This window comes from Rhizobium sp. LCM 4573, from assembly GCF_001854865.1.
In the GTDB taxonomy this organism is placed as follows: domain Bacteria; phylum Pseudomonadota; class Alphaproteobacteria; order Rhizobiales; family Rhizobiaceae; genus Neorhizobium.
In genome coordinates this window covers 723,738-749,762 of sequence record NZ_MDDW01000001.1, presented here as the reverse complement: position 1 = coordinate 749,762, position 26,025 = coordinate 723,738, and the positions used below count along the sequence as shown (strand labels likewise).

At 61.6% G+C, this 26,025-nt stretch carries 28 protein-coding genes; 19 read left to right on the top strand and 9 right to left on the bottom strand.

Features of this window, described 5'->3' with window-relative positions; all coding sequences use genetic code 11:
• Nucleotide 1: 1 nt before the first annotated feature.
• Nucleotides 2–760 (bottom strand): Crp/Fnr family transcriptional regulator, encoded by a 759-nt coding sequence (locus LCM4573_RS03790; RefSeq protein WP_071004590.1) that lies wholly within the window; start codon nucleotides 758–760, stop codon nucleotides 2–4.
• Nucleotides 761–882: 122 nt separating this feature from the next.
• Here LCM4573_RS03790 and LCM4573_RS03785 point away from each other — a divergent pair, with 122 nt between their 5' ends.
• Complete coding sequence (locus LCM4573_RS03785; RefSeq protein ID WP_157895479.1) at nucleotides 883–1,227, top strand: hypothetical protein; 345 nt, start codon at nucleotides 883–885, stop codon at nucleotides 1,225–1,227.
• A gap of 12 nt (nucleotides 1,228–1,239) precedes the next feature.
• Here the strand turns inward: LCM4573_RS03785 and LCM4573_RS03780 are convergent, their stop codons facing one another.
• Both LCM4573_RS03780 and LCM4573_RS03775 read right to left on the bottom strand, forming a co-directional pair.
• Entirely contained in the window at nucleotides 1,240–1,806 is a 567-nt protein-coding gene (locus LCM4573_RS03780; protein WP_071004586.1) for an RNA polymerase sigma factor, read from the bottom strand.
• Nucleotides 1,803–1,985 (bottom strand): NepR family anti-sigma factor, encoded by a 183-nt coding sequence (locus tag LCM4573_RS03775; protein ID WP_071004584.1) that lies wholly within the window; start codon nucleotides 1,983–1,985, stop codon nucleotides 1,803–1,805. The genes LCM4573_RS03780 and LCM4573_RS03775 overlap by 4 nt, the downstream gene beginning before the upstream one ends.
• Nucleotides 1,986–2,153: 168 nt before the next feature.
• Here LCM4573_RS03775 and LCM4573_RS03770 point away from each other — a divergent pair, with 168 nt between their 5' ends.
• The 3 genes from LCM4573_RS03770 (at nucleotide 2,154) to LCM4573_RS03760 (ending at nucleotide 4,284) form a co-directional block, all read left to right on the top strand.
• The gene (locus LCM4573_RS03770) at nucleotides 2,154–2,948 is read left to right on the top strand and encodes a response regulator (protein ID WP_071004582.1); all 795 of its coding nucleotides are present in this window, start codon (nucleotides 2,154–2,156) and stop codon (nucleotides 2,946–2,948) included.
• An 87-nt stretch (nucleotides 2,949–3,035) separates the two neighbouring features.
• Nucleotides 3,036–3,200 carry a DUF1328 domain-containing protein gene (locus tag LCM4573_RS03765; protein WP_071004580.1) on the top strand — a complete coding sequence of 55 codons (165 nt, stop codon included), beginning with the start codon at nucleotides 3,036–3,038 and terminating at the stop codon, nucleotides 3,198–3,200.
• Nucleotides 3,201–3,327: 127 nt separating this feature from the next.
• A complete protein-coding gene (locus LCM4573_RS03760) occupies nucleotides 3,328–4,284 on the top strand; it encodes a sensor histidine kinase (RefSeq protein ID WP_244505218.1) in 957 nt (318 codons plus the stop codon).
• A gap of 216 nt (nucleotides 4,285–4,500) precedes the next feature.
• Here the strand turns inward: LCM4573_RS03760 and LCM4573_RS03755 are convergent, their stop codons facing one another.
• The 4 genes from LCM4573_RS03755 to LCM4573_RS03740 form a co-directional block, all read right to left on the bottom strand.
• Nucleotides 4,501–4,698, bottom strand: a complete 198-nt coding sequence (locus LCM4573_RS03755) for a CsbD family protein (RefSeq protein WP_046794795.1) — start codon at nucleotides 4,696–4,698, stop codon at nucleotides 4,501–4,503.
• Nucleotides 4,699–4,821: 123 nt separating this feature from the next.
• Nucleotides 4,822–5,742 (bottom strand): ABC transporter permease, encoded by a 921-nt coding sequence (locus LCM4573_RS03750; protein WP_071004577.1) that lies wholly within the window; start codon nucleotides 5,740–5,742, stop codon nucleotides 4,822–4,824.
• Nucleotides 5,735–6,745 (bottom strand): ABC transporter permease, encoded by a 1,011-nt coding sequence (locus LCM4573_RS03745; protein WP_071004575.1) that lies wholly within the window; start codon nucleotides 6,743–6,745, stop codon nucleotides 5,735–5,737. Before LCM4573_RS03745 ends, LCM4573_RS03750 begins: the two co-directional genes overlap by 8 nt.
• A gap of 72 nt (nucleotides 6,746–6,817) precedes the next feature.
• The gene (locus LCM4573_RS03740) at nucleotides 6,818–8,527 is read right to left on the bottom strand and encodes a peptide ABC transporter substrate-binding protein (protein WP_071004573.1); all 1,710 of its coding nucleotides are present in this window, start codon (nucleotides 8,525–8,527) and stop codon (nucleotides 6,818–6,820) included.
• Between the two features lie 328 nt (nucleotides 8,528–8,855).
• On the opposite strand from LCM4573_RS03740, the gene LCM4573_RS03735 reads away from it, so the two are divergent.
• From LCM4573_RS03735 to LCM4573_RS03680, 12 genes are all read left to right on the top strand, one after another.
• Entirely contained in the window at nucleotides 8,856–10,019 is a 1,164-nt protein-coding gene (locus LCM4573_RS03735) for a M20 aminoacylase family protein (protein WP_071004571.1), read from the top strand.
• Between the two features lie 31 nt (nucleotides 10,020–10,050).
• Nucleotides 10,051–11,898 (top strand): ABC transporter ATP-binding protein, encoded by a 1,848-nt coding sequence (locus tag LCM4573_RS03730; protein ID WP_071005170.1) that lies wholly within the window; start codon nucleotides 10,051–10,053, stop codon nucleotides 11,896–11,898.
• A 96-nt stretch (nucleotides 11,899–11,994) separates the two neighbouring features.
• Nucleotides 11,995–12,948 carry a sugar-binding transcriptional regulator gene (locus LCM4573_RS03725; RefSeq protein WP_071004568.1) on the top strand — a complete coding sequence of 318 codons (954 nt, stop codon included), beginning with the start codon at nucleotides 11,995–11,997 and terminating at the stop codon, nucleotides 12,946–12,948.
• Between the two features lie 143 nt (nucleotides 12,949–13,091).
• On the top strand, nucleotides 13,092–14,417 hold the full coding sequence (locus LCM4573_RS03720; protein WP_071004567.1) for a sugar ABC transporter substrate-binding protein: 1,326 nt from the start codon (nucleotides 13,092–13,094) through the stop codon (nucleotides 14,415–14,417).
• Nucleotides 14,418–14,558: 141 nt separating this feature from the next.
• On the top strand, nucleotides 14,559–15,431 hold the full coding sequence (locus LCM4573_RS03715) for a carbohydrate ABC transporter permease (RefSeq protein WP_071004565.1): 873 nt from the start codon (nucleotides 14,559–14,561) through the stop codon (nucleotides 15,429–15,431).
• Nucleotides 15,432–15,441: 10 nt separating this feature from the next.
• Complete coding sequence (locus LCM4573_RS03710) at nucleotides 15,442–16,266, top strand: carbohydrate ABC transporter permease (protein ID WP_071004563.1); 825 nt, start codon at nucleotides 15,442–15,444, stop codon at nucleotides 16,264–16,266.
• Nucleotides 16,267–16,295: 29 nt separating this feature from the next.
• Nucleotides 16,296–17,300, top strand: coding sequence for an ABC transporter ATP-binding protein (locus LCM4573_RS03705; RefSeq protein WP_071004561.1), 1,005 nt, complete (start codon nucleotides 16,296–16,298; stop codon nucleotides 17,298–17,300).
• A gap of 22 nt (nucleotides 17,301–17,322) precedes the next feature.
• Nucleotides 17,323–18,804: a mannitol dehydrogenase family protein gene (locus LCM4573_RS03700; RefSeq protein WP_071004559.1), complete on the top strand. Its 1,482-nt coding sequence runs from the start codon at nucleotides 17,323–17,325 to the stop codon at nucleotides 18,802–18,804.
• A gap of 11 nt (nucleotides 18,805–18,815) precedes the next feature.
• Nucleotides 18,816–19,526 carry an HAD family phosphatase gene (locus LCM4573_RS03695; protein WP_071004557.1) on the top strand — a complete coding sequence of 237 codons (711 nt, stop codon included), beginning with the start codon at nucleotides 18,816–18,818 and terminating at the stop codon, nucleotides 19,524–19,526.
• 34 nt (nucleotides 19,527–19,560) lie between these two features.
• Nucleotides 19,561–21,141, top strand: coding sequence for an FGGY-family carbohydrate kinase (locus LCM4573_RS03690; protein WP_071004555.1), 1,581 nt, complete (start codon nucleotides 19,561–19,563; stop codon nucleotides 21,139–21,141).
• Nucleotides 21,142–21,228: 87 nt separating this feature from the next.
• Complete coding sequence (locus tag LCM4573_RS03685; RefSeq protein WP_071004553.1) at nucleotides 21,229–21,879, top strand: glutathione S-transferase family protein; 651 nt, start codon at nucleotides 21,229–21,231, stop codon at nucleotides 21,877–21,879.
• 95 nt (nucleotides 21,880–21,974) lie between these two features.
• The gene (locus LCM4573_RS03680) at nucleotides 21,975–22,688 is read left to right on the top strand and encodes a sulfate transporter family protein (protein ID WP_071004551.1); all 714 of its coding nucleotides are present in this window, start codon (nucleotides 21,975–21,977) and stop codon (nucleotides 22,686–22,688) included.
• Here LCM4573_RS03680 and LCM4573_RS03675 read toward each other — a convergent pair.
• Nucleotides 22,685–23,110: a VOC family protein gene (locus LCM4573_RS03675; RefSeq protein ID WP_071004549.1), complete on the bottom strand. Its 426-nt coding sequence runs from the start codon at nucleotides 23,108–23,110 to the stop codon at nucleotides 22,685–22,687. The genes LCM4573_RS03680 and LCM4573_RS03675 overlap by 4 nt on opposite strands.
• A 91-nt stretch (nucleotides 23,111–23,201) precedes the next feature.
• Here LCM4573_RS03675 and LCM4573_RS03670 point away from each other — a divergent pair, with 91 nt between their 5' ends.
• On the top strand, nucleotides 23,202–23,753 hold the full coding sequence (locus tag LCM4573_RS03670; protein WP_071004547.1) for a TetR/AcrR family transcriptional regulator: 552 nt from the start codon (nucleotides 23,202–23,204) through the stop codon (nucleotides 23,751–23,753).
• Here LCM4573_RS03670 and nth read toward each other — a convergent pair.
• Nucleotides 23,727–24,509, bottom strand: coding sequence for an endonuclease III (nth, locus tag LCM4573_RS03665; RefSeq protein WP_071005169.1), 783 nt, complete (start codon nucleotides 24,507–24,509; stop codon nucleotides 23,727–23,729). The two genes, LCM4573_RS03670 and nth, sit on opposite strands and share 27 nt — an antisense overlap.
• Before the next feature lie 22 nt (nucleotides 24,510–24,531).
• Here nth and LCM4573_RS03660 point away from each other — a divergent pair, with 22 nt between their 5' ends.
• Nucleotides 24,532–25,029, top strand: a complete 498-nt coding sequence (locus LCM4573_RS03660; protein ID WP_071004545.1) for a DUF2244 domain-containing protein — start codon at nucleotides 24,532–24,534, stop codon at nucleotides 25,027–25,029.
• Between the two features lie 85 nt (nucleotides 25,030–25,114).
• Entirely contained in the window at nucleotides 25,115–25,996 is an 882-nt protein-coding gene (locus LCM4573_RS03655; RefSeq protein ID WP_071004543.1) for a bifunctional helix-turn-helix domain-containing protein/methylated-DNA--[protein]-cysteine S-methyltransferase, read from the top strand.
• Nucleotides 25,997–26,025: the final 29 nt, after the last annotated feature.

The window sequence follows — 26,025 nt, the reverse complement described above, 5'->3', positions numbered from 1 at the left end:
ATCAGATGAAAGGCCGCCTGCTTTCCGCGGGCGGCCGCCATCCCGCCATCTGATACAGGCCTTCCATGTCCAGCACCTCGCAGCCCCGGTCCAGCCAGCGGATGAGGCCAAGCTTTGAGAGCTTGCGGAGCGTCTTGTTGGTATGAACCAGTGAAAGGCCGAGCGTATCCGCGACATGCTGCTGTGTCAGCGGAAGGGTCACCGGCCTGCCGAGTTTGGCGATGCCGCTTGTTCTGGCGCGCAAATCGAGAAAGGCGAGGAGATAGGCGGCGCGTTCCCGCGCGCTGCGCCTGCCGATGCTCAGCAGATGCTCGTCGAGGATGCTTTCCTCCCGCGCGGCGATCCAGGTGATGTCGTAGGCGAGCGAGGGATGCTCGCGATAGAGCGTGGCGAGCCGCTCCCTTTCAAAAAGGCAAAGCGTCATAGGGGTGAGCGCTTCGACGGAATGCTGCATTTCCGTCATAAGATTTCCCTGCAAGCCAATCATATCGCCCGGCAGCACATAGTTTAGAATCTGCCTGCGGCCGTCCTCCAGGATCTTGTAGCGGAAGCCCCAGCCCGTGAGCACGGTATAGAGCCGCGGATTGTTTTCTCCCTCCACTATGATCGCCATGCCGGGATCGGCTGAATGCTCCCCCTGCCGGAACCTCAAAACAAAGGAGAGTTCCTCGGGGGAAAAATCGCGGAACGTCGGAAGGCCGCGTATCGGACATTGCTCGCAGCTCGTGTGCGAAGAAGCGATGGATATCGAATTTGCCATGGTATCGGCCCGGATGAGGAAAGATCAACATAGCCGGTGAAAACCGGCCCGTCTGTGTCTTTTTTAAATGACGGCTTCTTCTTTCGATGATCTAGGCTTCGTGATCAGTGAGGGATGTAAGCGTGCGCACACTTGTAATAGACCCGGAATATCTGGTGGCAATGGAAGCGGAGCGCATCCTCCAAGAAGCCTTTGGCTGCGAAGTCGAGATCGCGACACCGTACAATTACCCGCTCGCGCTGGATAAGGGCGGTTTCGCGGTGATCGTCATCGACGCGAGCCTGCTCGCGGACGGGCAGGGAGAGGCGGCGCGGCGAATAGAAAACGCCGGCGCCATGATCGTGTTCACGACGCTTGATGCCGAGCTTAAAGCGGTCCCCGGCTTCGAAGGGTTTGCAATCATACAGAAGCCGTTCCGGGAGGGACAGCTCGTCAGGGCGATCGAAGAGGCGATCGCCCTGAATTGAGCCTATTCCCGGTCAACTTCCGARAGCGCGCTGAGTGATGGCGGCATCCCCCGGATCGGGGCCGAAATCGCCCTCGCCGGAAACTCCGAGAAGTTCCTGCAGGCGCGAGCGCGCGCGGCTGACGCGGCTCTTGATGGTGCCGACCGCGCAGCCGCAGATGGCCGCGGCTTCCTCATAGGCGAAGCCCGCCGCGCCCACGAGCACGATCGCCTCGCGCTGATCGTCGGGGAGCTTTTCGAGCGCCTTGCGGAAGTCCTGCAGGTCGAGACGGCCATATTGCTCGGGGTGGACCGAGAAGCGCTCGCTGAAGAGCCCGTCGCTGTCCTGCACTTCGCGACCGCGCTTGCGCATCTGGCTGTAGAATTCGTTGCGCAGGATGGTGAAGAGCCAGGCGCGCATGTTGGTGCCGGCGGTGAAGCTCGCCTGGTTGGCCCAGGCCTTCATGATCGTGTCCTGCACAAGATCGTCCGCCTTGTCGTGGCGGCCGGTCAGAGATACCGCGAATGCGCGCAGATTCGGCAGCGAGGCAAGAAGGTCGCGCTTGAAGCCGCGATCGTCGTTCTCGTCTTGCTTTTTCATTTTACATTCACCGATTTCGCATTTTTCTCGGCCTGCTCCAGTCTTTCCAGGAGGTCGAGAAAACGATCCGGAATGCCTTCTTCCTGCACCGCGTTGTAGAATTCGCGCAATTTGCGTGAGATCGATGCATTGGGGGGCATCGATCCTGGTTTGATTTCTTGAGGTTGTACTGTGCTCATCTCATGTTTTTTTCTATTTTCTTCATTCATCACGCGGGCAGCCTGTTGCGATATCGTCGGGTCAAGAAATGCGCACGGGCAAAAAAAGTTCCCCCCTTCGCGGAACTTTTTTTACATGCCCGCGTTGATATCGCGTCAATTGCCCTCAGGGCACAGGGGAGATTTTGAATGTCACTTACCACACGCGTTGCGTCTCACCTTCCATATCTGCGTCGATACGCCAGGGCGGTAACCGGGTCCCAGACCTCGGGAGATGCCTATGTCGCCGCGGTCCTGGAAGCTTTGATCGCAGATGTTTCCATTTTTCCGGAAACGTCCAAGGACCGTGTTTCGCTCTATAAACTCTTCGTTGCGATCTTTGGTTCCACGGACGTGGAGATCAGGCCGATAGAATCCCCGTTCGCCTGGGAACAACGTGCAGCCGCCAATCTCGCAACCCTGCCATCCAAGGCTCGCCACGCCTTTCTTCTCGTCTCGGTCGAAGGTTTCACCACCGAAGAGACCGCGGAAGTGCTCGACGTGACGGTGGATGATGTCAACCGCCTGCTCGACGACGCTTCCAAGGAGATTTCCCGCCAGGTGGCGACCGACATCATGATCATCGAAGACGAACCGTTGATCGCGCTCGACATCGAGCAGATGGTGCAGGAACTCGGCCACCGTGTCACCGGCATTGCCCGAACCCACAAGGAAGCAGTTTCGCTTTTCCAGACGTCTCATCCGAAAATGGTGCTTGCCGATATCCAGCTGGCCGACGGCAGCTCCGGCATCGACGCGGTGAACGAGATCCTTAAGGCTTCCTCCGTTCCGGTGATCTTCATCACCGCCTTCCCGGAGCGTCTGCTGACGGGCGAGCGTCCGGAACCGGCCTTCCTCGTCACCAAGCCGTTCAACCCGGACATGGTCAAGGCTTTGATCAGCCAGGCCCTGTTCTTCAACGAGGCGGTCAAGGCCGCCGCTTGACCTGCTTTAGGCAGGGGCAGTCGAGATCGGGAACAAATATGGCAGGCACGGTGTTTTCCCTCGCGCATCATCCGCTAGGAGACCGCCATGTTATATTATGCCCTCGTGTTCCTGATCATCGCGATCATTGCCGGCGTGCTCGGCTTCGGCGGGATAGCAGGAGCGGCCACCAGTATCGCCCAGATCCTGTTCTTCATCTTCCTGGCGTTGCTGGTCATATCGCTCGTGGTCGGATTGTTCCGGCGCGTCTGACGCCTTATAAGAAGGGCCCCGCCGGGTGCCGCTGCATCCACGGGTCCCTTCCAGATATTCCGCAGACGGAGTGAGGAAATTGGTGCATCCGCTGACATGGCAACAAGCGGGTCAGAGCGATGACGGATTGCGCGAATTTCTGCTGCCCGCCCTGGTCGATCTCGGCGCGAGCATCATCATCCAGGATACCGATCACAACTATCTCTTCGTAACCAATCTGCCCGAGGCCTGGCCGATTGACCGTTCCGCGGCCCAGCTGAAMGACCTTTCCCTTTTCGGGGAGGAGGTCGCCGCCAGGCTTGCAGCGCTTAAGGCGGACATGCGAGCAGCCGGACACAAGGGGCATATCGAGGTCACCGTCGGCTCCGAACAGGTCTACGAATTTCGCGTGCAGGCGGTGGAGCTTCCTGAAAGCGGCGTCCATCTCATCACCACCATTGTCGACCGGTCGGAAGAAAGACATCGCGAGCGCCTGCTGCGGGCGCTGCTTCGCGAAGTCAGCCACCGTTCCAAGAACCTGCTTGCGATCATCCAGAGCATCGCGCTGCAGACGGCCCGCTATTCCGGCTCCCTGGATCTCTTCCTGCATAAATTCCGCGGCAGGCTTTATTCGCTCTCCCAGTCCCAGGACCTGATTACCGATTCAAGCTGGCGGGGTGCCTATTTCTACGAACTGGTTCAGCACCAGACCGAGAAATACCTCCCCGAGAACCGGCATCTGGTGCGGGTAACTGGCGACAATGTGCTGCTGACGCCGAACGCTTCGCTTCATGTCGGCCTGGCGGTGCATGAGCTGATCGTCAACGCGGTCAGCCACGGCTCGCTTCTGCGCGGCGGCAGACCGATCAAGGTCACCTGCACCCGCCTTCAGGTGGATGGGCACGATTCGCTGGAAATGGTGTGGGACGAGCCGCTGGAGGTCGAGACGCAGGGCGACGCGAATACGGAAAGCCTCAAGGYGCATTTCGGCAGCACCGTGTTGGAGCGCGTCGTGCCGGCCTCGGTGAACGGTAAGGCGAGTTATGCCATTTCCGAGGAGAAGATCGCCTACCGGCTGGTCTTTCCCATAGAGGTGGGCGATTGACGCTCTACGGGAATGAAAACGGCCCAGAAATGAGTTGGCCCGGTTCCGTTGCGAAACCGAGCCATCTCATTTTCTCTTCGAGGGGGATTGAAGAGTTCGCCTGGAAGCTTTGTAGGGCGGGGGACGGGGGGTAGCTCCCAGGCACTCGCATAACGAGCTTGTTTTGCTTTGGTTCCCTCGGTTCCGAAAAAAAGTTAACGGCGCTTGTTTTTTATCTCAGTGCCGCGAAAGCCAGTCGTCAACCTCACGGTCGGCCTCTTCCTGAACCTTGCCGTAGCGTTCCTGGATTTTGCCTGCCAGCTGCTTGCGATCGCCGGCGATGACATCGAGGTCGTCATCAGTGAGCTTGCCCCACTGAGACTGCACCTTGCCCTTGAACTGCTTCCAGTTGCCTTCGACCTGATCCCAATTCATGGCTTCTCTCTCCCTGGTTCGATTGAAAACGGATAATTCCGTCCTCACTCGAACCAAGAAGAAGCTGTCTTGTTCCCCGCGTGACCGCCCGGAAGGGCCAAGCTCGCCTTTCGGAAGTGGAGCTCACCTTTTCAGCGTGCGGGGATCGAGCGCATCGCGGATGGCGTCGCCGATATAGTTGACGCTCAGAACCGTGAGCGAAATCGCCAGACCCGGCCAGAGCACCCGCGACGGCGTGAGTTGCAGGAAGTTGGCGCCGTCGAACAGAAGCCGCCCCCAGGTCGGGAAATCCGAGGGAAAGCCTAGACCCAGGAAGCTCAGCGCCGATTCAGTGATGATGGCCGAAGCGATCCCGAGGGTTGCCGAGACCATGATCGAACTCAGCACGTTGGGCAGGATATGGCGCAGGATGATGCGATGTTCGCGCATGCCGCTCGACCTCGCCGCCAGGATGAATTCCTGGCTTTTGACGGCAAGCACGTCGCCGCGCACGATGCGGGCGGTGTGCATCCAGCTCGTGATGCCGATCACCGAGACGATCAAGATGAAGATGCCGGTTTCCGGCCCGAAGGCGGCCCTCAGCGTATCGCGGAAGAGCATGATGATGACGAGAAGCAGCGGCAGGAGGGGGAGGGCAAGGAAGAGGTCGGTCACGCGCATCAGCGGCCCGTCCAGTCTCCGGAAATAGCCGGAAAGGACGCCCACCAGCGTTCCCAGCGACACGGCGATCAGCATGGCGGTGATGCCGACCGCAAGCGAGATGCGTCCGCCGGCAAGAACCTGTGCCAGCATGTCCTTGCCGAGATTGTCGGTGCCGAAGGGATGGGCGAGCGACGGCCACTGGTTCCTGGCGCGCACATTGATCGTGTTGGGGGCTACCGTGTGGATGTAAGGCCCGACATAGACCGCAAGCAGGATGAACACGAACACGATCAGACCGGCCACTCCCCCCTTGTGGGCGCGGAATTGCCGCCAGATGTCGGCCAGCACGGAGCGTGTCGGGGTGGAGGCGGCGGTCGGTACCGTGAGGGCTGCGTCAGTCATACCGAATCCTCGGGTCAAGAATGCCGTAGAGAACATCGGCAATGAGATTGAAGAGCACGATCAGGACCGCGAAGATGAAGGTCAGCGTCTGCACGAGCGGTATGTCGGCACCCTGGATCGCGGTGATGAGCAATTGGCCGAGGCCGTTCACGCGGAAGATCTGCTCGGTGATGATGGCGCCCGAGAAGATCGTCGGGACGCCCAGGGCGATGACCGTCACCACCGGGATCAGGCTGTTGCGCAGCACGTGCACGAGCAGCACGGTCTTTTCCTTGACCCCCTTTGCCCGCGCGGTCCTCACATAATCCTGGTTCAGGTTGTCGAGCATGGAAGCGCGCACGAAACGGGCGATCTGCGAGGCATTGTAGAGCGCCAGAACCGCCACCGGCAGCGCCATCTGTTTCACCTGGCCCATGAAGCTCGCAAAATCCGTGACCCGGAGATTGGTATCGTAGACGGAGGGAAACCATTGCAGATAGGAGGAGAAGACGACGATCAGCAGCACGCCGGTGAAGAAGGTCGGCACCGAATAGCCCACCATCGAGACGAAGGTGCCGATCTGGTCGAAGATCGAATACTGCTTGTAGGCGGAGATCACGCCAATCGGGATCGCGATCATGATGCCGAAGAGATAGGCGAGGCCGACGACCCAGAGGGTCTGCGGCAGGCGCTGCACGATGAGGTCGACGACAGGGCTCCGCGTCGCCCAGGAGAGCACGCGCATGCGCTCTCCGTCGCCGAACTGCCAGCCCGTCAGGCTTTCGAGGATATTCAGCGGCTCATTGACGAAGAATTGCTGCAGCCATTTGAGGTAGCGGATCAGGAAGGGCTGATCGAGGCCGAGCGAGGCGCGTATCTGTTCGCGGACTTCCGGCGGGATGGTGAGCGGCAGGTCGCCGGTCGGATCGTTGGGCGCCAGGTCAAGCAGCGCGAAAATCACGAAACTGATGACCAACAGGGTCGGGATCGCGAAAAGCAATCGCCGTAGAGTATATGTGAACATTCAAAAGTCTCCTGGTTCGCGGAGAAATGCGGACGCCGGGCCGGCGCTATCCGGCGGGCCCGGCGACCGGGGTCACTTCTTGCGAGACCAGTCGGCGACGTTCCAGAGTTCGCTGTCCCACGCGTTCATCCTCACACCGTCGAGCGTGACGGAATGCGAAGAGAGCTGGCCGCGATGGATGAGGGGAATATGCGCACCCTCCTCGGTCAGCATGTCGTTGAGCTTCTTGGCAAGTTCGGCACGCTCCTCGAGATCGGCCGTCTTGGCGAGCACGCCCACCAGCTTGTCATATTCCGGGTTGCAGTAGCGCGGAATGTTCTGACCCTGCCAGCCGTTTTCCGGTGCCGGAACCTTGTCGCACAGCCATTCGGCCAGGTATTTTTCCGGATCCGTGCCGTCGAAGTTGTTGGTGTACATTTCCACGTCTGCATAGAACTTCTGGAAGGTGTCCGGGCTTGCCGGATCGCCGCCGAAGAAGACCGAGGCGCTGACATTGCGCAGTTCCGCATCCACGCCGATCTGCGACCACATATCCTTCACCAGTTCCTGGGTCGCCTGGCGGACGGAGTTGGTGGAGGTGGAGTAGAGGAAGGAGAGGCGGACGCCATCCTTAGCGCGGATGCCGTCGGAGCCGGGAACCCAGCCCGCCTCGTCGAGCAGCTTGTTGGCGCCTTCGATATCCTGCTTCAGGCACCAGTCGTCGTTTCCGGTGGACGCATAGGCTTCCGGCGCTGGCACGATGTTGCAGGTCGGACGGCCCGCTTCACCATAACCGGCTTCATCGATGATGTCGCGGTCGATCGCCATGGAAAGAGCCCTGCGCACGGCCGGATCGGAGAGTGCCGGATGCGGCCCTGCCTCCTTGGTGGAGCGCTTGGCGCCGAGCGACGGATCGGCATTGTAGTGGTTGAGGTTGATACGCTCGACCTGCGTGCCGAAGGCGGTCACCAGCTGACCCTTGCCGGCGGCGAGCATCGTCGCCAGCACTTCCGGCTCCACCTGCATGTTCCAGGCATAGTCGAATTCCCCGGTTTCGAGCACGGCGCGGGCTGCCGAAGGGGCATCGCCGCCGCCCTTCAGCGTCGCGGTCGCAAAGGCGGGCTTGGCCGGATCGCGGTAATTCGGATTGGCCTCGAATGAAATGACGTCGTTCGGCTTGAAATCCTTCACGACGAAGGGGCCGGTGCCGATCGGCATGAAGTTGGCCGAGGTGCATTCCGGGGCCCTTGCACCGACGCAATCCTTGAATTGGGCGGCCTGGATGACGGGCGACTGGGCGCCGACGAACGCGCTGTAAGGATAAGGCTTGGGCTCTTCGAAGGTGATCTTGACGGTGTGCGGATCGACCGCCTCGACGTTCTTCACTCCTTCATACTGGGCAGCCTGCGCGCAACCGCCATCCGGCGCGGTGCAGTATTTCCAGGTGAAGATGAGGTCATCGGCGGTCAGCGGAGTGCCGTCGGACCACTTCACATCGGGCTTCAGCTTCCAGGTCATGCTGAGCAGGTCCTGCGCTACGCCGCCATTCTCGAGCGTCGGGATCTCGGTCACCAGCGTCGGCACGAGTTCGCCCTTTTCGTCGTAGCGGGCCAGCGGCTCGATCACCATGGAGGAGGCGTAGACTTCCTTCGTGCCGCCGGAGAGATACGGGTTCATGGTCGAAACCGCCTGCCAGAAGAGGATCTTCAGCTCCCCGTCGGTGCCCCTCTCGGCATGGGCGGCGGTTGCGCCAAGCGCAAGCGCCGCCACGGAGCCTGCAAGAAGGATATTGAGCTTGTTCATGCGAGTATTCCCCTTTTAATTTTCTCTTTGGGTTGCATGTTCGCCAGCCCGGCCCAAGCCGGTGCAATAGCTGTTCGCACTGCAAAGCAGCCTTATAAAGCTTTTGATTTTACAGTGGAATTTTAACTGTCCTCCCTCCGTTCAAGCAGGTTTTGGCACAGCAAGGTTCGCGCCTTCCCAGTCAGGCGTGACCAAATTTTGAGCTATCTAAGCATAGGCCTATTTTCCGTTCAAGCCGGAAAATTGAAGCTTGCAAAAACCGGACTTCGCATCGCAATATCCCGCCAAACAAGAACGGGAAACAGCAAAAACTGCGGAGTTTGCATCCATGCCGGTACTCAATCGCGTCGCCGAAATGCAGGAAGAAGTCGCTGAATGGAGGCGCCATATCCACCAGAATCCGGAGATCCTCTACGAGGTTCACGAGACGGCGAAATTCGTTGCCGAGAAGCTGAAATCCTTCGGCTGCGACGTGGTGGAAACGGGTATCGGCAGAACCGGCGTCGTCGGGATCATCAAGGGCAGTCGGGGCGATGGCCCGGTGATCGGCTTCCGCGCCGATATGGATGCGCTGCCCATCCTGGAGACGAGCGGAAAGCCCTGGGCCTCGAAGACGCCCGGCAAGGCGCATTCCTGCGGCCATGATGGGCACACCGCCATGCTGCTCGGCGCGGCGCGCTACCTCGCCGAAACGCGCAATTTTTCCGGCTCCGTCGCGGTGATCTTCCAGCCGGCGGAGGAGGGAGGCGCCGGGGCGCTCGCCATGATCGACGACGGTTTGATGGAGAAATTCGGCATCCGCCAAGTCTATGGCATGCACAACGAGCCACACCTGCCGGTCGGTCAATTTTCGATCCGCAAGGGCTCGGTGATGGCCGCGGCCGATTCTTTCGAGATCACCATTCACGGCCGCGGCAGCCACGCCGCGCAGCCGCATCTTTCCGTCGACCCGGTTCTCGCTTCGGCCCATATCATCATCGCCCTCCAATCCATCGTGTCGCGCGAGACCGATCCGCTGAAATCGCTGGTGGTCACGGTTGCCACCACCCATGGCGGCGAGGCGAACAATGTCATCCCCGGTTTCGTGAGGCTGACCGGCACCGTGCGCACATTGCTTCCGGAGACCCGGGACTTCGCTGAAAAGCGCCTGACTGAAGTGGCGCAATCGACGGCGATCGCACATGGTGCCACCGCCGAGGTCGTCTATCGCCGCGGCTATCCCGTCACTTTCAACCATGCCGACGAGACCGAATTCGCGATCGGCGTCGCCGGGAAAGTTGCGGGTGCAAAATCGGTGACGACGGATGCACCGCCGCACATGGGAGCCGAGGATTTTTCCTATATGCTGGAAAAACGCCCCGGCGCCTTCATCTTCATCGGCAACGGCGACACCGCAACGCTCCACAATCCCGCCTACGACTTTAACGACGAGGCGATCCCTTACGGCGTCAGCTATTGGGTGACGCTCGCCGAAACGGCGCTTGCAGCCTGATCCTTTCAACCGTCCGAACAAGGAGAATTCCATGCTGCTTGGTGCAACGGCAATGGAGCAGACCGGCGGCTCGGTCGCCCCGGTGCTTTCGGTCCAGAACCTCACGACCTCCTTCCGCGTCGGCGACGAATGGAAGTCCGTGGTGCGCAACATCTCCTTCGATGTGGCGCCGCGCGAGACGGTTGCGATCGTGGGCGAAAGCGGTTCCGGCAAGAGCGTGACCTCGCTCTCGATCATGCGGCTCCTGCCGAAGAATTCGAGCCGGATCGAAGGCAGGGTCTTTCTTGGCGGCAGGGAGCTTCTGACGCTGCCGGAGGAGCAGATGCGGCATGTGCGCGGCAACGAGATCTCCATGATCTTCCAGGAGCCGATGACCAGCCTCAACCCGATCTTCCCGATCGGCAAGCAGATCGCGGAGGCCTTGACCGTCCACAAGGATATCAGCAAGGCCGAAGCCAAGGCGGAGGTGATCCGGCTCCTCGAAAAGGTCCGGATTCCGAACGCGAAARACCGTTTCGACGAATATCCTCACCAGTTTTCCGGCGGCATGCGCCAGCGCGTGATGATCGCCATGGCGCTCGCCTCGAAACCGAAACTGCTGATCGCCGACGAACCGACGACCGCGCTCGACGTAACGATCCAGGGCCAGATCCTCGACCTCATCAAGGTGCTGCAGGAAGAGGAGGGAATGTCCGTCCTCTTCATTACCCACGACATGGGCGTGGTGGCGGAAGTCGCCGATCGTACCATCGTGATGTATCGCGGCGAAGCGGTGGAAACCGGTTCGACGGACGACATTTTCCATCGCGGCAAGCATCCCTATACGCGGGCGCTTCTTTCGGCCGTGCCGAAGCTAGGTTCCATGAGCGGAAGGGTGTTGCCGCAGAGGTTTCCGATCATCGACATAAAGACCGGCGAGCAGCAGCCCCTCAAGGATGTCGATGACACGGTCGGCAAGGGCAGGACGCCGATCCTCGACGTCAAGGAACTGACGACCCGCTTCGACATCCATTCCGGCCTCTTCGGCCGTAAGACCGGCGCCGTGCATGCGGTGGAGAAGGTCTCCTTCAACCTGTTCGAGGGCGAGACGCTTTCGCTGGTCGGCGAATCGGGTTGCGGAAAATCCACCACCGGGCGCTCCGTCACGCGGCTCATCACTCCGACAAGCGGCGACGTCACTCTCGACGGCTATGACGTCATGAAGCTCGATCAGTCGAGCCTGCGCAGCATGCGGCGATCGATCCAGATGGTGTTCCAGGACCCTTTCGCCAGCCTCAATCCGCGCATGAGCATCGGCGCGGCGGTCATGGAACCGTTCATCGAACACAATCTCGGCACGAAAGCCCAGGCACGCGAAAAGGCGGCCAATCTTCTCGAAAAGGTCGGCCTGGCCGCCGACATGATGAAGCGCTTTCCGCACGAGTTCTCCGGCGGCCAGCGCCAGCGCATCGCAATCGCCCGCGCCCTGATGCTCGATCCGAAGGTGATCGTCGCGGACGAGGCGGTCTCGGCGCTCGACGTGTCGATCAAGGCGCAGGTCTGTAACCTGCTCCTCGACCTGCAGCAGAGCCTCAACCTCGCCTTCCTCTTCATCAGCCACGATATGGCCGTGGTGGAGCGCGTGAGCCACCGTGTGGCGGTCATGTATCTCGGCGAGATCGTCGAGATCGGCCCGCGCGCGGCGGTGTTCGACAATCCGCAGCATCCCTACACCAGGAAGCTGATGTCGGCGGTCCCGGTGCCCGATCCCTCGCGCCGCAAGATCAAGCGCAACATGTCCACCGACGAGATCAAGAGCCCGATCCGGTCCGTCGACTACGTGCCGCCGRCACGCCAGTACCGGGAGGTTTCCGAGGGGCATCTAGTGCAGGTGGCGTAAAAACGTTGTCCCTTGTTCTTCTTCGTCCGATTGCCCGCACCCGTTTGACAAACTCTCGAAAAACGTGGCAGCAACGGGCGGAGGAGATTTTCTGCCATGGCTAAACGGTCGGATTCGCAAGGGCGGCTCGATGATGCGGCGCGGGCCGGCTGGCTCTACTATGTGGCCGGGCGCACGCAGGACGAGATCGCTGCGGCCATGAGCATTTCCCGCCAGTCGGCGCAGCGGCTTGTGTCGCTCGCGGTTGCCGAGCGGCTCATCAAGGTGCGCCTCGATCACCCCATTTCGGCCTGTCTGGAACTGGCCGAGGCTCTGCGGCAAAGATACGATCTCAAGCATGCCGAGGTGGTGCCAAGCGATCCGGCCGGCGTCTCCACCACGGTCGGCATCGCGGAAGCCGCGGCGGCCGAGATCGAACGGTGGCTGAAACGTCCGGACCCGATCATCGTCGCGATCGGCACGGGCCGCACGCTGAAGGCCGCGGTCGACCAGTTGCCGCCGATGGAATGCCCGCAGCACCGCATCGTGTCGCTTACCGGCAATATCGGGCTTGACGGCTCGGCGGCTTTCTACAACGTCATCTTTTCCATGGCCGATGCCATCAAGGCGCGGCATTTCCCCATGCCGCTGCCGGTCCTGTGCTCTTCGGCGGAAGAGCGAGAGACGTTGCACGATCAGGCGCTGGTGCGGTCCACCATCGCGCTTGGCGCCAAGGCGGATGTGACCTTCGTCGGCATCGGCGAACTCGGGGTGGACGGTCCGCTCTGCGTCGACGGTTTTTTGGGCCGCGACGAGATGATGAAGCTGGTGGAGGAGGGGGCGGCCGGCGAGATTTGCGGCTGGATCTTCGATCGTGAGGGCAGGCTGGTGGAAAGCTCGATAAACGATCGGGTCGCGAGCGTGCCGATTCCCTCACGGGAAACCTCGTCCGTCATCGGCATCGCCCAGGGACGCAAGAAGGTGACCGCGCTTGGTGCCGCTCTCGACGGGAGGCTCATCAACGGTGTCATCACCGACGAGGCGACCGCAGAGCAATTGCTCTCCATGTGAGCAAAAATTACTGATTTAAAATCAAGATATTACGTTTGCCGTTGCTCTGCAGCGACGAATGGAGATTGACTTTGTTTGCCCACTGATGAGTAATTGCTCATGAGCAAAGCGAATGCTCGTTACTCATCTTCTGGGAGGAAGATATGACATTGAAGACGGTTTTGCTGGGCGCCTGCTCGGCGCTGGTGTTTGCCGGAGTTTTTTCCACCGGTGCTTCGGCCGAAACTCTCACCATCGCGACGGTCAATAATGGCGACATGATCCGCATGCAGGGTCTGACGTCGGRATTTACCGCGAAGAACCCGGATATCCAGGTCGAATGGGTGACGCTCGAGGAAAACGTCCTGCGCGAGCGCGTCACGACCGACATCGCCACCAAGGGCGGACAGTACGACATTCTGACGATCGGCAATTACGAAGTTCCGATCTGGGCCAAGCAGGGCTGGCTCCTGGAACTCAACAATCTGGGCGACGCCTACGACGTGGATGACCTGTTGCCGGCGATCCGCGGCGGCCTCACCGTGGAGGGCAAGCTCTATGCCTCGCCGTTCTACGGCGAATCCGCGATGATCATGTACCGTACGGATCTCTTCGAGAAGGCCGGCCTGAAGATGCCGGAAAACCCGACCTGGGATTTCATCGGCGAGGCCGCCCGCAAGATCACCGACCGCTCAGCCGATATCAACGGCATCTGCCTGCGCGGCAAGGCCGGCTGGGGCGAGAACATGGCCTTCGTGACCGCGCTCGCCAATTCCTACGGCGGCCGCTGGTTCGACGAGAACTGGCAGCCGCAGTTCGATCAGCCCGAATGGAAGGAAGCGCTGCAGTTCTATGTCGATCTGATGAAGGATGCCGGGCCGTCCGGCGCTTCTTCCAACGGCTTCAACGAGAACCTGACGCTTTTCCAGCAGGGCAAGTGCGGCATGTGGATGGATGCGACGGTTGCCGCTTCCTTCGTCTCGAACCCGAAGGATTCGACGGTCGCCGACAAGGTCGGCTACGCGATCTTCCCCACCAAGGAGGGGGTGAACAACCACGGCAACTGGCTGTGGTCGTGGAACCTCGCGATCCCTGCGAGCTCGACCAAGGCGGAAGCCGCGCAGAAGTTCATCGCCTGGGCGACCAGCAAGGAATATACCGAGCTCGTCGCTTCGAAGGAAGGCTGGGCGAACGTGCCTCCGGGCACCCGTACCTCGCTTTATGAGAACGAGGAATACAAGAAAGCGGCCTCTTTCGCCGAGTCGACCCTCGCCGCCATGCAGGCTGCCGACATTACCAAGCCTACCGTGAAGCCGGTGCCCTATACCGGCGGTCAATTCGTCGCGATCCCGGAATTCCAGGCGATCGGCACGAATGTCGGCCAGCTCTTCTCGGCGGTCGTGGCAGGCCAGTCCACGGTTGATGATGCGCTTGCTCAGGCGCAGTCGGCGACCGTGCGTGAAATGACTCGCGCCGGCTACATCAAGTAGTCTCCTACCGAGCCCTGGGTCGCCCGGTCGCGGGCCGGACGGCCCCCTTTTTCAAACTTTGCCGAAACAACAAGAAAAGCCCGGCCGCGCCACGTCTCCCGCCCAAATGAGATGYGCGGTCAATTCAGGGAGGGTGCCGACATGGCAACGCAGAATACGAGGGGTCTGGCGCGCGCCAYGATGGCGCCCTCCGTTTTGCTTCTTCTGGTCTGGATGATCGTGCCGCTGGCGATGACGCTGTGGTTCTCGTTCCAGAACTACAATCTCCTGAACCCCGCCAATGTGAGCTTCACGGGGCTTTTCAACTATCGCTTCTTCTACACCGATCCGGCCTTCTTCCAGTCGATCTGGAACACTCTCATCATCGTCGGCGGCGTGCTCCTGATCACCGTCATCGGCGGCATCGCGATCGCGCTGCTGCTCGACCAGCCGATCTTCGGGCAGGGCATCGTGCGCATCCTCGTCATCTCGCCGTTCTTCGTCATGCCGCCGGTGGCCGCGCTGATCTGGAAGAACATGATCATGCATCCAGGCTATGGGGTGCTGGCGGATATCAACAAGTTCTTCGGCTTCCAGCCAGTCGACTGGTTCGCGCAATATCCGCTTTTGGCGATCGTCATCATCGTCGCCTGGCAGTGGCTGCCTTTCGCGACCCTTATCCTGCTCACCGCGCTGCAGTCGCTCGACAGCGAGCAGAAGGAGGCCGCCGAAATGGACGGCGCCAACTTCTTCAACCGTTTCATCTATCTGACGCTGCCGCATCTCGCCCGCGCCATCACGGTCGTCATCCTCATCCAGACGATCTTCCTGCTCGGCGTCTATGCGGAAATCCTCGTCACCACCAATGGCGGACCGGGTTACGCATCCACCAACCTCGCCTTCCTGATCTACCGCACCGCGTTGCTCGGCTACGACGTGGGCGGGGCCTCGGCGGGCGGCATCATCGCGGTCGTGCTTGCCAATATCGTCGCCTTCTTCCTGATGCGCGCGGTCGGCAGGAACCTGGATCGATAGGAGAACGGACATGGCCCGCGCAGTCACGACACGCCACAAGGTCACCGCCACGATCGCCGCCTGGATCGTCGCATTGCTGATCTTTTTCCCGATCCTCTACACACTCATCACCAGCATCAAGACCGAGCCGGAAGCGATCGCCGGCTTCAGCCTCATTCCCTCCGGCACCTTCGAGAACTACGTCACGGTGCAGACGCAGCGCGACTACCTGAAGCCGTTCATGAACTCGGTCGTGCTGTCGGTGGGCTCGACGATCCTGGCGCTGATCATCGCAATCCCGGCCGCCTGGGCGATGGCGTTTTCGCCGACGAGGCGCACCAAGGACATCCTGATGTGGATGCTCTCCACCAAGATGATGCCGGCCGTCGCCGTGCTCGTCCCGATCTACCTGATGTTCCGCGATTTCGGCCTGCTGGACAGCCGCATCGGGCTCACCGTCATGCTGACCCTGATCAACCTGCCGATCGTGGTGTGGATGCTCTACACCTATTTCCGCGAAATCCCCGGCGAGATCCTGGAAGCGGCGCGGATGGACGGGGCCGGGCTCTGGCAGGAGATCGTCTACGTGCTGACGCCGATGGCAGTCCCCGGCATCGCCTCGACGCTGCTCCTCAACATCATTCTCGCCTGGAACGAGTCCTTCTGGACCATCCGGCTGACAACCACCAATGCGGCGCCGCTGACGGCCTTCATCGCCTCCTTCTCCAGTCCTCAGGGACTGTTCTGGGCGAAGCTTTCGGCGGCCTCCACCATGGCGATCGCGCCGATCCTCATCCTCGGCTGGTTCAGCCAGAAACAACTCGTTCGCGGCCTCACCTTCGGTGCGGTCAAGTAGGCGGCGCGGTCAAGCAAGGACAGAACGACATGGGAAGCATAACCCTCAACAAGGTGTCGAAGACCTTCGGCGAAGCCAAGGTCATCCCCTCGATCGATCTCGAAATTCATGATGGCGAGTTCGTCGTCTTCGTCGGCCCGTCCGGCTGCGGCAAGTCCACACTGTTGCGTCTGATCGCGGGCCTCGAGGACGTTACCGGCGGTTCGATCATGATCGACGGCAAGGACGTGACGGAGAATGCGCCGGCCGAGCGCGGGCTCGCCATGGTCTTCCAGTCCTATGCGCTCTATCCGCATATGAGCGTGCGCAACAACATCGCCTTCCCGCTGAAGATGGCCAAGCTCGATAAGGCCGCCATCGACAGGAAGGTGGAGGATGCCGCGCGCGTGCTCAACCTCACGGATTATCTGGAGCGGCGTCCCTCGCAGCTTTCGGGCGGGCAGCGCCAGCGCGTCGCCATCGGCCGTGCCATCGTGCGCGAACCTTCCGCCTTCCTGTTCGACGAGCCRCTGTCGAACCTCGACGCGGCGCTGCGCGGCACCATGCGCCTCGAAATCAGCCAGCTGCATCACCAGCTCAAGACGACGATGATCTACGTCACCCACGATCAGGTGGAGGCCATGACCATGGCCGACAAGATCGTTGTCCTCAATCGCGGCAATATCGAGCAGGTCGGCTCGCCGCTGGAGCTCTACCGCAACCCGCGCAACCTCTTCGTCGCCGGTTTCATCGGCTCGCCGCGCATGAACTTCGTCGAAGGCGCCTTCGCCCAGGCCAAGGGCGCCAAGACGGCCGGCGTGCGGCCGGAGCATATCGGCCTGTCGAAGGACAGYGGCGAATGGGCCGGCAAGGTGACGGTCGCCGAGCATCTCGGCGCCGATACCTTCCTGCACGTGGATGTGGAGGGCATCGGGTCGATCACCGCCCGCTGCGACGGCGAGTTCGGCGTGCATCACGGCGACCGGATCTATCTGACACCCAATGAGGGCCGGATACATCGCTTCGACGACAAGGGCATGGCCATTCGTTCCTGACGCGAGACTGGAGTACTGATAAATGACTGTGAAGCTTTCGCTGGCGAGCCTGAAGGATGCCGCGGCAACCGCCGCCGTGCCGGCTTATGACAGGGAAAAACTTTCCGCCGGGATCGTCCATTTCGGCGTGGGCAATTTTCATCGCGCCCATCAGGCCGTCTATCTCGACGACCTCTTCAATCTCGGCAAGGATCATGACTGGGCGATCGTCGGCGCCGGCGTGCTGCCCTCCGATGCCGCCATGCGCGACAAGCTGAAGGCGCAGGATTTCCTGACCTCGGTGGTGGAGCAGGACAACAACAGGACCGCCGCACGCGTCACCGCGCCCATAGTCGACATCATCGCGCCGGATCAGAAGGCGGTGCTGATCGAGAAGCTGGCCGATCCAGCGATCCGCATCGTCTCGATGACGATCACCGAGGGCGGCTATTTCATCGACGCATCCGGCCAGTTCAACCCGACCCATCCGGCAATCGCCGAGGACGGCAGGAACCCGGAGAACCCCAAGACCGTCTTCGGGCTGATCCTTTCCGGTTTGAAGCTGCGAAAGAGCCGCGGCATTGCGCCCTTCACCATCATGTCCTGCGACAATATTCCCGGAAACGGCGAGGTGACGGAAAACGCGGTCGTCGGGCTGGCGAAGCTCTCTGATCCGGATTTCGCGCATTGGATACATCAGAATGTCGCTTTCCCCAACTCCATGGTGGACCGTATCACCCCGGCCACCGGAACCCGCGAGATCGATATCCTGCGCAATGATTTCGGGATCGAGGACAACTGGCCGGTCTTCTGCGAAGAGTTCAAGCAGTGGGTGATGGAGGACAAGTTCCCCGCCGGCCGGCCGGCCCTCGAAGAGGTGGGCGTGCAGTTCGTGCCGGATGTCGCGCCCTATGAGCACATGAAGATCCGCATCCTGAACGGCGGCCATGCGGCGATCGCCTATCCGGCAGCGCTTCTTGATGTGCATTTCGTCCACGAGGCTATGGAGCATCCGCTGATCCGTGCTTTCCTCGCCAAGCTGGAGAGGGAAGAGATCATCCCGATCATTCCGCCGGTGCCGGATACGAGCCTCGAGGAATATTTCGCGCTGATCGAGCGGCGTTTCCTGAACCCGAAGATCGGCGACACGATCCCGCGGCTGGCGCAGGACGGCTCCAACCGGCAGCCGAAGTTCATTCTGCCGTCCACTGCCGACCGGCTTGCAAAGGGTCTCGATATCGTGGGCCTGTCGCTCGTCTCGGCGCTCTGGTGCCGCTATTTCGCAGGCACTTCCGACAGCGGCAAGACGATCGTCTTCAACGATGCGAGCGCCGACCGTCTGCAAGCGGCCGCCCTGAAGGCCAAGGACGATCCGGACGCTTTCCTCGTGTTCGACGAGATATTTGGGGCGGTCTCGAAATCCGAACTCTTCCGCAAGCGTTTCGCCCATGCGCTGCAAACGCTTTGGAAAGAGGGGACTGCCAAGACGCTCGAACTCTATCTGGCGGACCAGCTCGTCAAGTAACGGTGGGAAAAGTGCTCGATACGGCGGGACCATTGGTGATCTTCGATTGCGACGGGGTTCTCGTCGACAGCGAACCCGTCTCCGTGCGCGTCCTCATGGACGCGCTGCGCCGCAAGGGCCTGGCGATCGGGGAGGAGGAGGTCTACCGCCGTTTCCTGGGGCGCAGCCTTGCGACCGTCACCAGGATCATGCGGGACGAGTTCGGCATCGAGGCGGACGAGAGCTTCCTCGATGACATGCGCCACGATCTCTACGCCCGCTTTCGAAAGGAACTGCGGCCGATCCCCGGCATCGGAGAGACGCTCGACCGCATGACGTGGCGGCGCTGCGTCGCCTCGTCCAGTCAGCCCGAGCGCATCCGCCTGTCGCTGACGATCACCGGCCTCATCGACCGGTTGGAGCCGGATATTTTCAGTGCGGCCATGGTGGCGCGGGGCAAGCCGGCGCCCGATCTTTTCCTGCATGCCGCGAACGAGATGAATGCCGACCCCGCGAACTGCATCGTCATCGAGGATAGTCCCGCCGGTATCGAGGCGGCGCATCGCGCCGGCATGGCCACCTTCGCTTTTACCGGTGGTTCGCATGCCGGCGTTCCCGGTTATCGCGAGCGCATAGAGGCGCTGGCGCCCGAGGTGGTGTTTGACGCGATGCCGGATTTGATCCACCTTGTCCAAAAACATTTGGAGGATCGCCGCGACGCGGGCTCGAAAGGGCCGCGCTAATTGCAGCGAACAATGGGACAGGAAACAAATCCGGATGCGTGATCATCTCGTTGCGGTCGATATCGGCACGGGCAGCGCCCGCGCCGGCGTCTTCGATCGCGATGGCCGCCTGCTCGCCAAGGCGAAACGACCGATCCTGATGTTCCGGCCGAAGGAAAACCATGCCGAACACGATTCGGAGGATATCTGGGCGGCCACTTGCCGTGCCGTCCGCGAAGCCGTGTGGGAGGCCGGCATTCCGGCCTCCCACATCGCCGCCATCGGCTTCGATGCGACATGCTCCCTCGTCGCGCGGGATCGCGATGGCCGTCAGCTCACCGTCTCCACGACGGGCGAGGATCGCTGCGATACGATCGTCTGGCTCGATCACCGGGCGATTGAGGAGGCGGACGAGCTTTCCGCCACCGGCCATCCGGTGCTCGAATTCTCCGGCGGCTCGCTCTCGCCCGAGATGGAGATGCCGAAGCTCATGTGGGTGAAGAGGCACCTGCCCGAGACATGGGCGAGGGCAGGGTGCTTCTTCGATCTCGCGGATTTCCTCACCTGGAAGGCGACCGGCTCGGGGGCGCGCTCCCGCTGCACGCTGACCGCCAAATGGAACTATCTCGCTCATGAAAATCCGGGCTGGAACGCCGATTTCCTGCGCCTTGCAGGCCTTGAAGACCTCAAGGAAAAGGCCGGCCTGCCGGAAGAAACCATAAGAGCAGGGAAAAGCATCGGCACGCTCAGCGAAAAGGCGGCGGCGGAGCTCGGGCTCCATACCGGCGTGCATGTGGCGCCGGGCCTGATCGACGCCTATGCGGGCGCTTTTGGCGTGCTCGGCGGGGTGGCGGATGGGCGAGGCCTCGAAAACCACGTGGCGCTGATCGGCGGCACGTCGAGCTGCATCGTCGCCTTCACGCATGAACCGAAGCCCGGCCGCAGCCTCTGGGGACCCTATCATGGCGCGGTCCTGCCCGAGCACTGGCTGGTGGAAGGCGGGCAATCGGCGACCGGCGCGCTGCTCGATCATGTCGTCCGGATGCACGCCGCCGGCGGCGAGCCCTCCATCGATCTGCATGGGCGCATCATCGCCCGGATCGCGGAACTGCGCGCCGAAAGGGGCGGCGAGATCGCGCCCGACCTGCATGTGCTGCCGGATTTCCACGGCAACCGCTCGCCGCTTGCCGATCCGCATGCCACCGGCGTCGTCAGCGGGCTGACGCTCGACACCTCCTTCGACGGGCTCTGCCGGCTCTACTGGCGCTCGTGCGTGGGGATCGCGCTCGGCATTCGCCACATCCTCGAAACGCTCGAAGGCTACGGCTACCGGTTCGAGACGCTGCATGTCACCGGCGGGCATGTGAACAACCCGCTCCTCGTGGAACTCTATGCCGATGCCACCGGCCGCAATGTGATCGTACCCGAGACCCGCGACGCGGTGCTGCTCGGCACCGCCATGACCGCGGCGGTCGCAGGCGCGGTCCATGAAAATCTCTTTGCCGCCGGCCGCGCCATGGATGGCGGCGGCAAGGAGCAGCGGCGCGACCCTGCGCGGACGCAGCAATACGAGCGCGACTACCGGCGGTTTCTGGCGATGCTGAGGCATCGGGAGGAGCTGAAAGGGCTGGGATAGGTGTTCGCGAAGATCATCGCGAGCATCGGATGTCGGAATCTCGTTTAGCCGTTCGTCTTCAAGGCAGGCAAGCCATGGAGAACAGCGATGACCATCACGATTACCGCCTTTGAACGCTCCCCCGATCGTGGCAACGGTCTGGCGCGCGACATGCGCGTTCGCTGGGCGCTCGAAGAAGCAGGGCAGCCCTATGACGTTCGCCTCGTTTCGTTCAAAACCATGAAGGAACCGGCGCATCTCGCGCTTCACCCTTTCGGGCAGATTCCGACCTATGAGGAAGGCGATCTCGCGCTCTTCGAGTCGGGGGCGATCGTGTTGCATATCGCCGAACGCCATGGAGGGCTCTTACCGAACGATGCGAATGCCCGTGCGCGGGCGATCATGTGGATGTTTGCCGCGCTCAACACGGTGGAACCGCCGGTCTTCGAGCGCGCCCTTGCCAATATCCTCGAGCGCGACGAACCCTGGTATGAGCAGCGCCTGCGTGTGCTTGAGAAAGACATACGGAAACGGCTGGACGGCCTTTCCCATCACCTTGGAGATGCCGACTGGCTCGACGGTGCGTTCAGCGCCGGTGACCTGCTGATGGTGACGGTGCTCCGCCGGTTGCAGAGCTCGGACATGCTGGAGGAATATCCCAACATCTCAGCCTATGTCGCCCGCGGCGAAGCACGGTCTGCATACAAGCGCGCTTTCGACGCTCAATTGGCGGTTTTCACCGCCGCGTCGACGGGCTGACGAGGGTGCTTTGGGCCCGGAGCGGGTAATTCCTAGATCACCTTGCTCCTCCGGCTCCTCCCACCTACATCTCTGCGGCCAACACGGAGACGCCGATGATCCTCGACGCCGCGAGACTTGCCATTATCAACCTCTTCGCGCCGGAAACGCGCGCCGTCTTCTGGAAGACGCTGGGGCTCACCATCCTCGTTCTCATCGGTGTGTGGTTCAGCCTGCGCGAGCTTTTCGCCTTCTATGCCTGGCCATGGCTCGTGGGCTTCTTTCCGGCGACGCCGGAATGGACGGGCTGGTTCACCTTCTTTGCGGCGATCCTCGCCARCATCGGGCTTGCGCTTGCGCTGGCGCTGCTGATCGCGCCGATCACCGCGCTGATCGCCGGCCTTTTCCTCGACGACGTGGCGGAAGTGGTGGAAAAGCGCGACTATCCGAACGATCCGCCCGGGAGAGCGCTGCCGCTCGGCCAGGCAATCGCCGGTTCCATCAAGTTCCTTGGTGTCGTCATCGTCGGCAATATCATCGCGCTCGTGCTTCTCTTCATTCCCGGCGTCAATCTCGTCGCCTTCTTCCTGGTGAACGGCTATCTGCTCGGCCGGGAATTCTTCGAGTTCGCGGCGATGCGCTTCCGCCCGCCGGCGGAGGCCCGCGCCTTCCGCTCGAAACATTCCTCCACCGTCTTCATGGCGGGCCTGCTGATCGCCTGCTTCCTGGCGATCCCGATCGTCAACCTTCTGACGCCGCTCTTCGCGGCGGGCCTCATGGTGCATCTCCACAAGGCAATCTCCCGCCGCAATCCGGCTTTCAAGGGTTAGGTCGGCAGGGCGGAAGCCTCGTACATGGCGGCAAATTCGGCGCTCGGCGGGATCGGCTTGACGATATCGATCAGCACGCCGTTCGGATCGGCGGTGATGAAGTGCCGCTGGCCGAAATCCTCGTCGCGGATATCTAGCCGGATCGGCAATCCGGCACCCTTCAGTCGCTCGTAGATCGCATCGACATTCTCCACCTCGAAATTGAGGAGCAGACCGGAGACCTTGYCGCGAGCGCCTTCCGGGATCGTCTCGTGGCTGCCGTCGAGGATCGCCAGCGTCACATGCTCGCTCTCCTTCGATTGCAGATGCACGTACCAATCGGCGGAAAACAGCGCCTCGAAGCCGAAATGCGCTTTGTAGAAGGCGGCAGTGCCGGTGACGTCGTCCGTCATGATGACGGGATAGTAGCTCGCGCATTTCATGGCTTTCACTCCTTCTGATTTAGAGATACATTCAGTCTGTATGTTTTCTGTATAGATACATTCTGTTTGTATGTAAATAGCCGAGGAAGAAATGCCGCGCAGCAATCGCGAACGCACCGATGCCACCCGCACCGCTCTTCTGGACGCTGCGAGGGCGCTCTTCGTCGACAAGGGTTATGCCGAGACCGCCACACCCGATATCGTCGCGGCGGCAAGTGTCACGCGCGGCGCTCTCTATCACCATTTCCAAGACAAGAAGGCGCTGTTTGCCGCCGTGGTGGAGCGTGAGGCCGTGGAGGTTGGYAAGGCGATCGAGGAAAGGTCCGCCGGTAGTTCCTCCCCACGCGAGGCGTTGCTGAGTGGGGCTTCGGCCTATTTCGACGCCATGGCGGTGCCCGGCCGCACGAAGCTCCTGCTTCTGGAAGCGCCGGCGCTGCTTGTGAATGAACCGGCCGAGGAAAGTTTGAGAGCGGGTCTCGCCGAACTGCTCAACGGGTCGAAGCTCGAACCGCTTCTCGATCCGCTCACGGCGCTTATCTCGGCTGCCTTCGACCGCGCGGCGATCGCCATCGATGCAGGAGGAAGCCGGGAAGACTACGAGGCGGCGATCGCGGCGCTACTCGACGGCCTCGGCACCGATTAGCTGCGGCGGCAGCTCGACCAGCGGCGCCGGCACGTCGCAGGTCTTTTCCGGCGATCGACAGAGATCGGCGATGACGCAGCGCTCGCATTCCGGTTTGCGCGCCTTGCAGGTGTAGCGGCCGTGCAGGATCAGCCAGTGATGCGCGTGATAAAGATACTGGTGGGGTATCACCTTGAGGAAATGTTCCTCCACCTCGTCCGGCGTCCTTCCAGGCGCCATCAGCAGCCGGTTGGCAATACGGAACACATGTGTGTCGACGGCGAGCGTCGGAATGCCGAAGGCCATGGACATGACCACATTCGCCGTCTTGCGGCCGACGCCCGGCAGCCGCATCAGCTCCTCGCGGGTCTTGGGCACTTCCGAGCCGAACTCGTCGATCAGCATGCGCGAGAGCGCGATCACGTTCTTCGCCTTGTTGCGGTAGAGGCCGATCGTCTTGATGTATTGCGTGACGCCTTCTTCGCCGAGCGCCAGCATCTTTTCCGGCGTGTCGGCCACCTTGAAGAGGCCGCGTGTCGCCTTGTTGACGCCGGCATCGGTCGCCTGCGCCGAAAGCGCCACCGCCACCACCAACGTGAAGGGGTTCACATGCTCGAGCTCGCCCTTCGGTTCCGGCCGCTGCACGGAAAAGCGACGGAAGATCTCCTCCAGCTCGGCTTTCGAATAGGCGGATTTATACCGCTTCGGCTTGCGCGCCGCGGCGCCGTTTGACTTTTGTGACGGGCTGATGCTGGATTTGGATTTCGGAGTTGCCATATCACTCGTATAGGCGTTCTGCATGAGGGAAAGCAACGTGGACGTTTCGGAAGACAGGCCTGTTTTCGCCGCCGAGCTCACGCCGTACCGCTCGCTCGGCCGCAAGGGATTTCACGTGCTGCTCGTTCTTTCCGGCGGCATCTGCTTCCTCTACGGCGTTTTCTTTATGGCGACCGGCGCCTGGCCGATCGGCTTCTTCTTCGGGCTGGATTTCCTGCTGCTCTACGGGGCTTTCAAGCTGAGTTACTGGTCGGGCAAGGCGCGAGAAGAGGTCAGCGTTTCGCGCACCAATCTTTCGATCCGCAAGTTCTCGCCGCGTGGGCGCATGGTGGAACACCGCTTCAATCCTTTCTGGGCGCGTTTCCGCGTCAATCGGCATGAAGAATTCGGCATCACCTCCATGCATGTGACGGGCGAAGGACGTGGAACGGATATCGGCTCCTTCCTCAACCCGGATGACCGCGAGAGCTTCGCCAAAGCCTTCGGCGGGGCGCTCGCGACAGTGAAGCGGAAGCTGTAGAAGCGTGCAAAATGAGGGAAATCGGCAAGAAACGGGTGGTTTCGACCGTCCGTAACGATCATTTTAGGGGCAAAGGAGAAAGACCATGAATGCCCTTGCCCAGATCGACGCACCCGCCATCGACGTAACGCCGGATGGCTCCGATTACGAGACCGTGCGCCGGGTGATCGAGATGATCACGCTCGATTATCGCGATCAGCCGTCGCTGGAGGCGATCGCCGCCGAACTCGACCAGTCGCCGACCCAGCTCCAGAAAGTCTTCACCCGCTGGGCGGGCTTGTCACCCAAGGCCTTCCTGCAGGCGGTCACACTCGACCACGCCAAGCGGCTGCTCGGCAAGGAGGGACTGCCGTTGCTGGAGACCTCCTACGAGCTCGGCCTTTCCGGCCCCGGCCGGCTGCACGATCTCTTCGTGACCCATGAGGCGATGTCGCCCGGCGAATGGAAGGCGCGCGGCGAGGGGCTCACCATACGCTATGGCTTTCATCCGTCACCATTCGGGATAGCGCTGGTCATGGCGACCGATCGCGGCCTTGCCGGTCTCGCCTTTGCCGATCAGGGCGGCGAGAAGCCCTGTTTCGAGGACATGGCCCGCCGCTGGCCGAATGCGAACTTCGTGGAGGACCGCGAAGGTACCGCGTCTTATATCCGCCGCATCTTCGACCGTTCGAAATGGTCGGCCGAACAGCCGCTGAACGTCGTGCTGATCGGCTCGGACTTCCAGATCCGCGTCTGGCAGAGCCTGCTGAAGATCCCGTTCGGAAAGGCGGTCACCTATTCCGACGTCGCGCGCGATATCGGCCAGCCGAGCGCCAGCCGGGCGGTCGGGGCCGCCATCGGCCGCAACCCGCTCTCCTTCGTGGTGCCCTGTCACCGGGCGCTCGGCAAAAGCGGCGCGCTCACCGGCTACCATTGGGGATTGACCCGCAAGCGGGCGATCCTCGGCTGGGAAGCAGGGAATGCTTGAGGAGCCGAGCTGAATTGCCCCTCACCCTG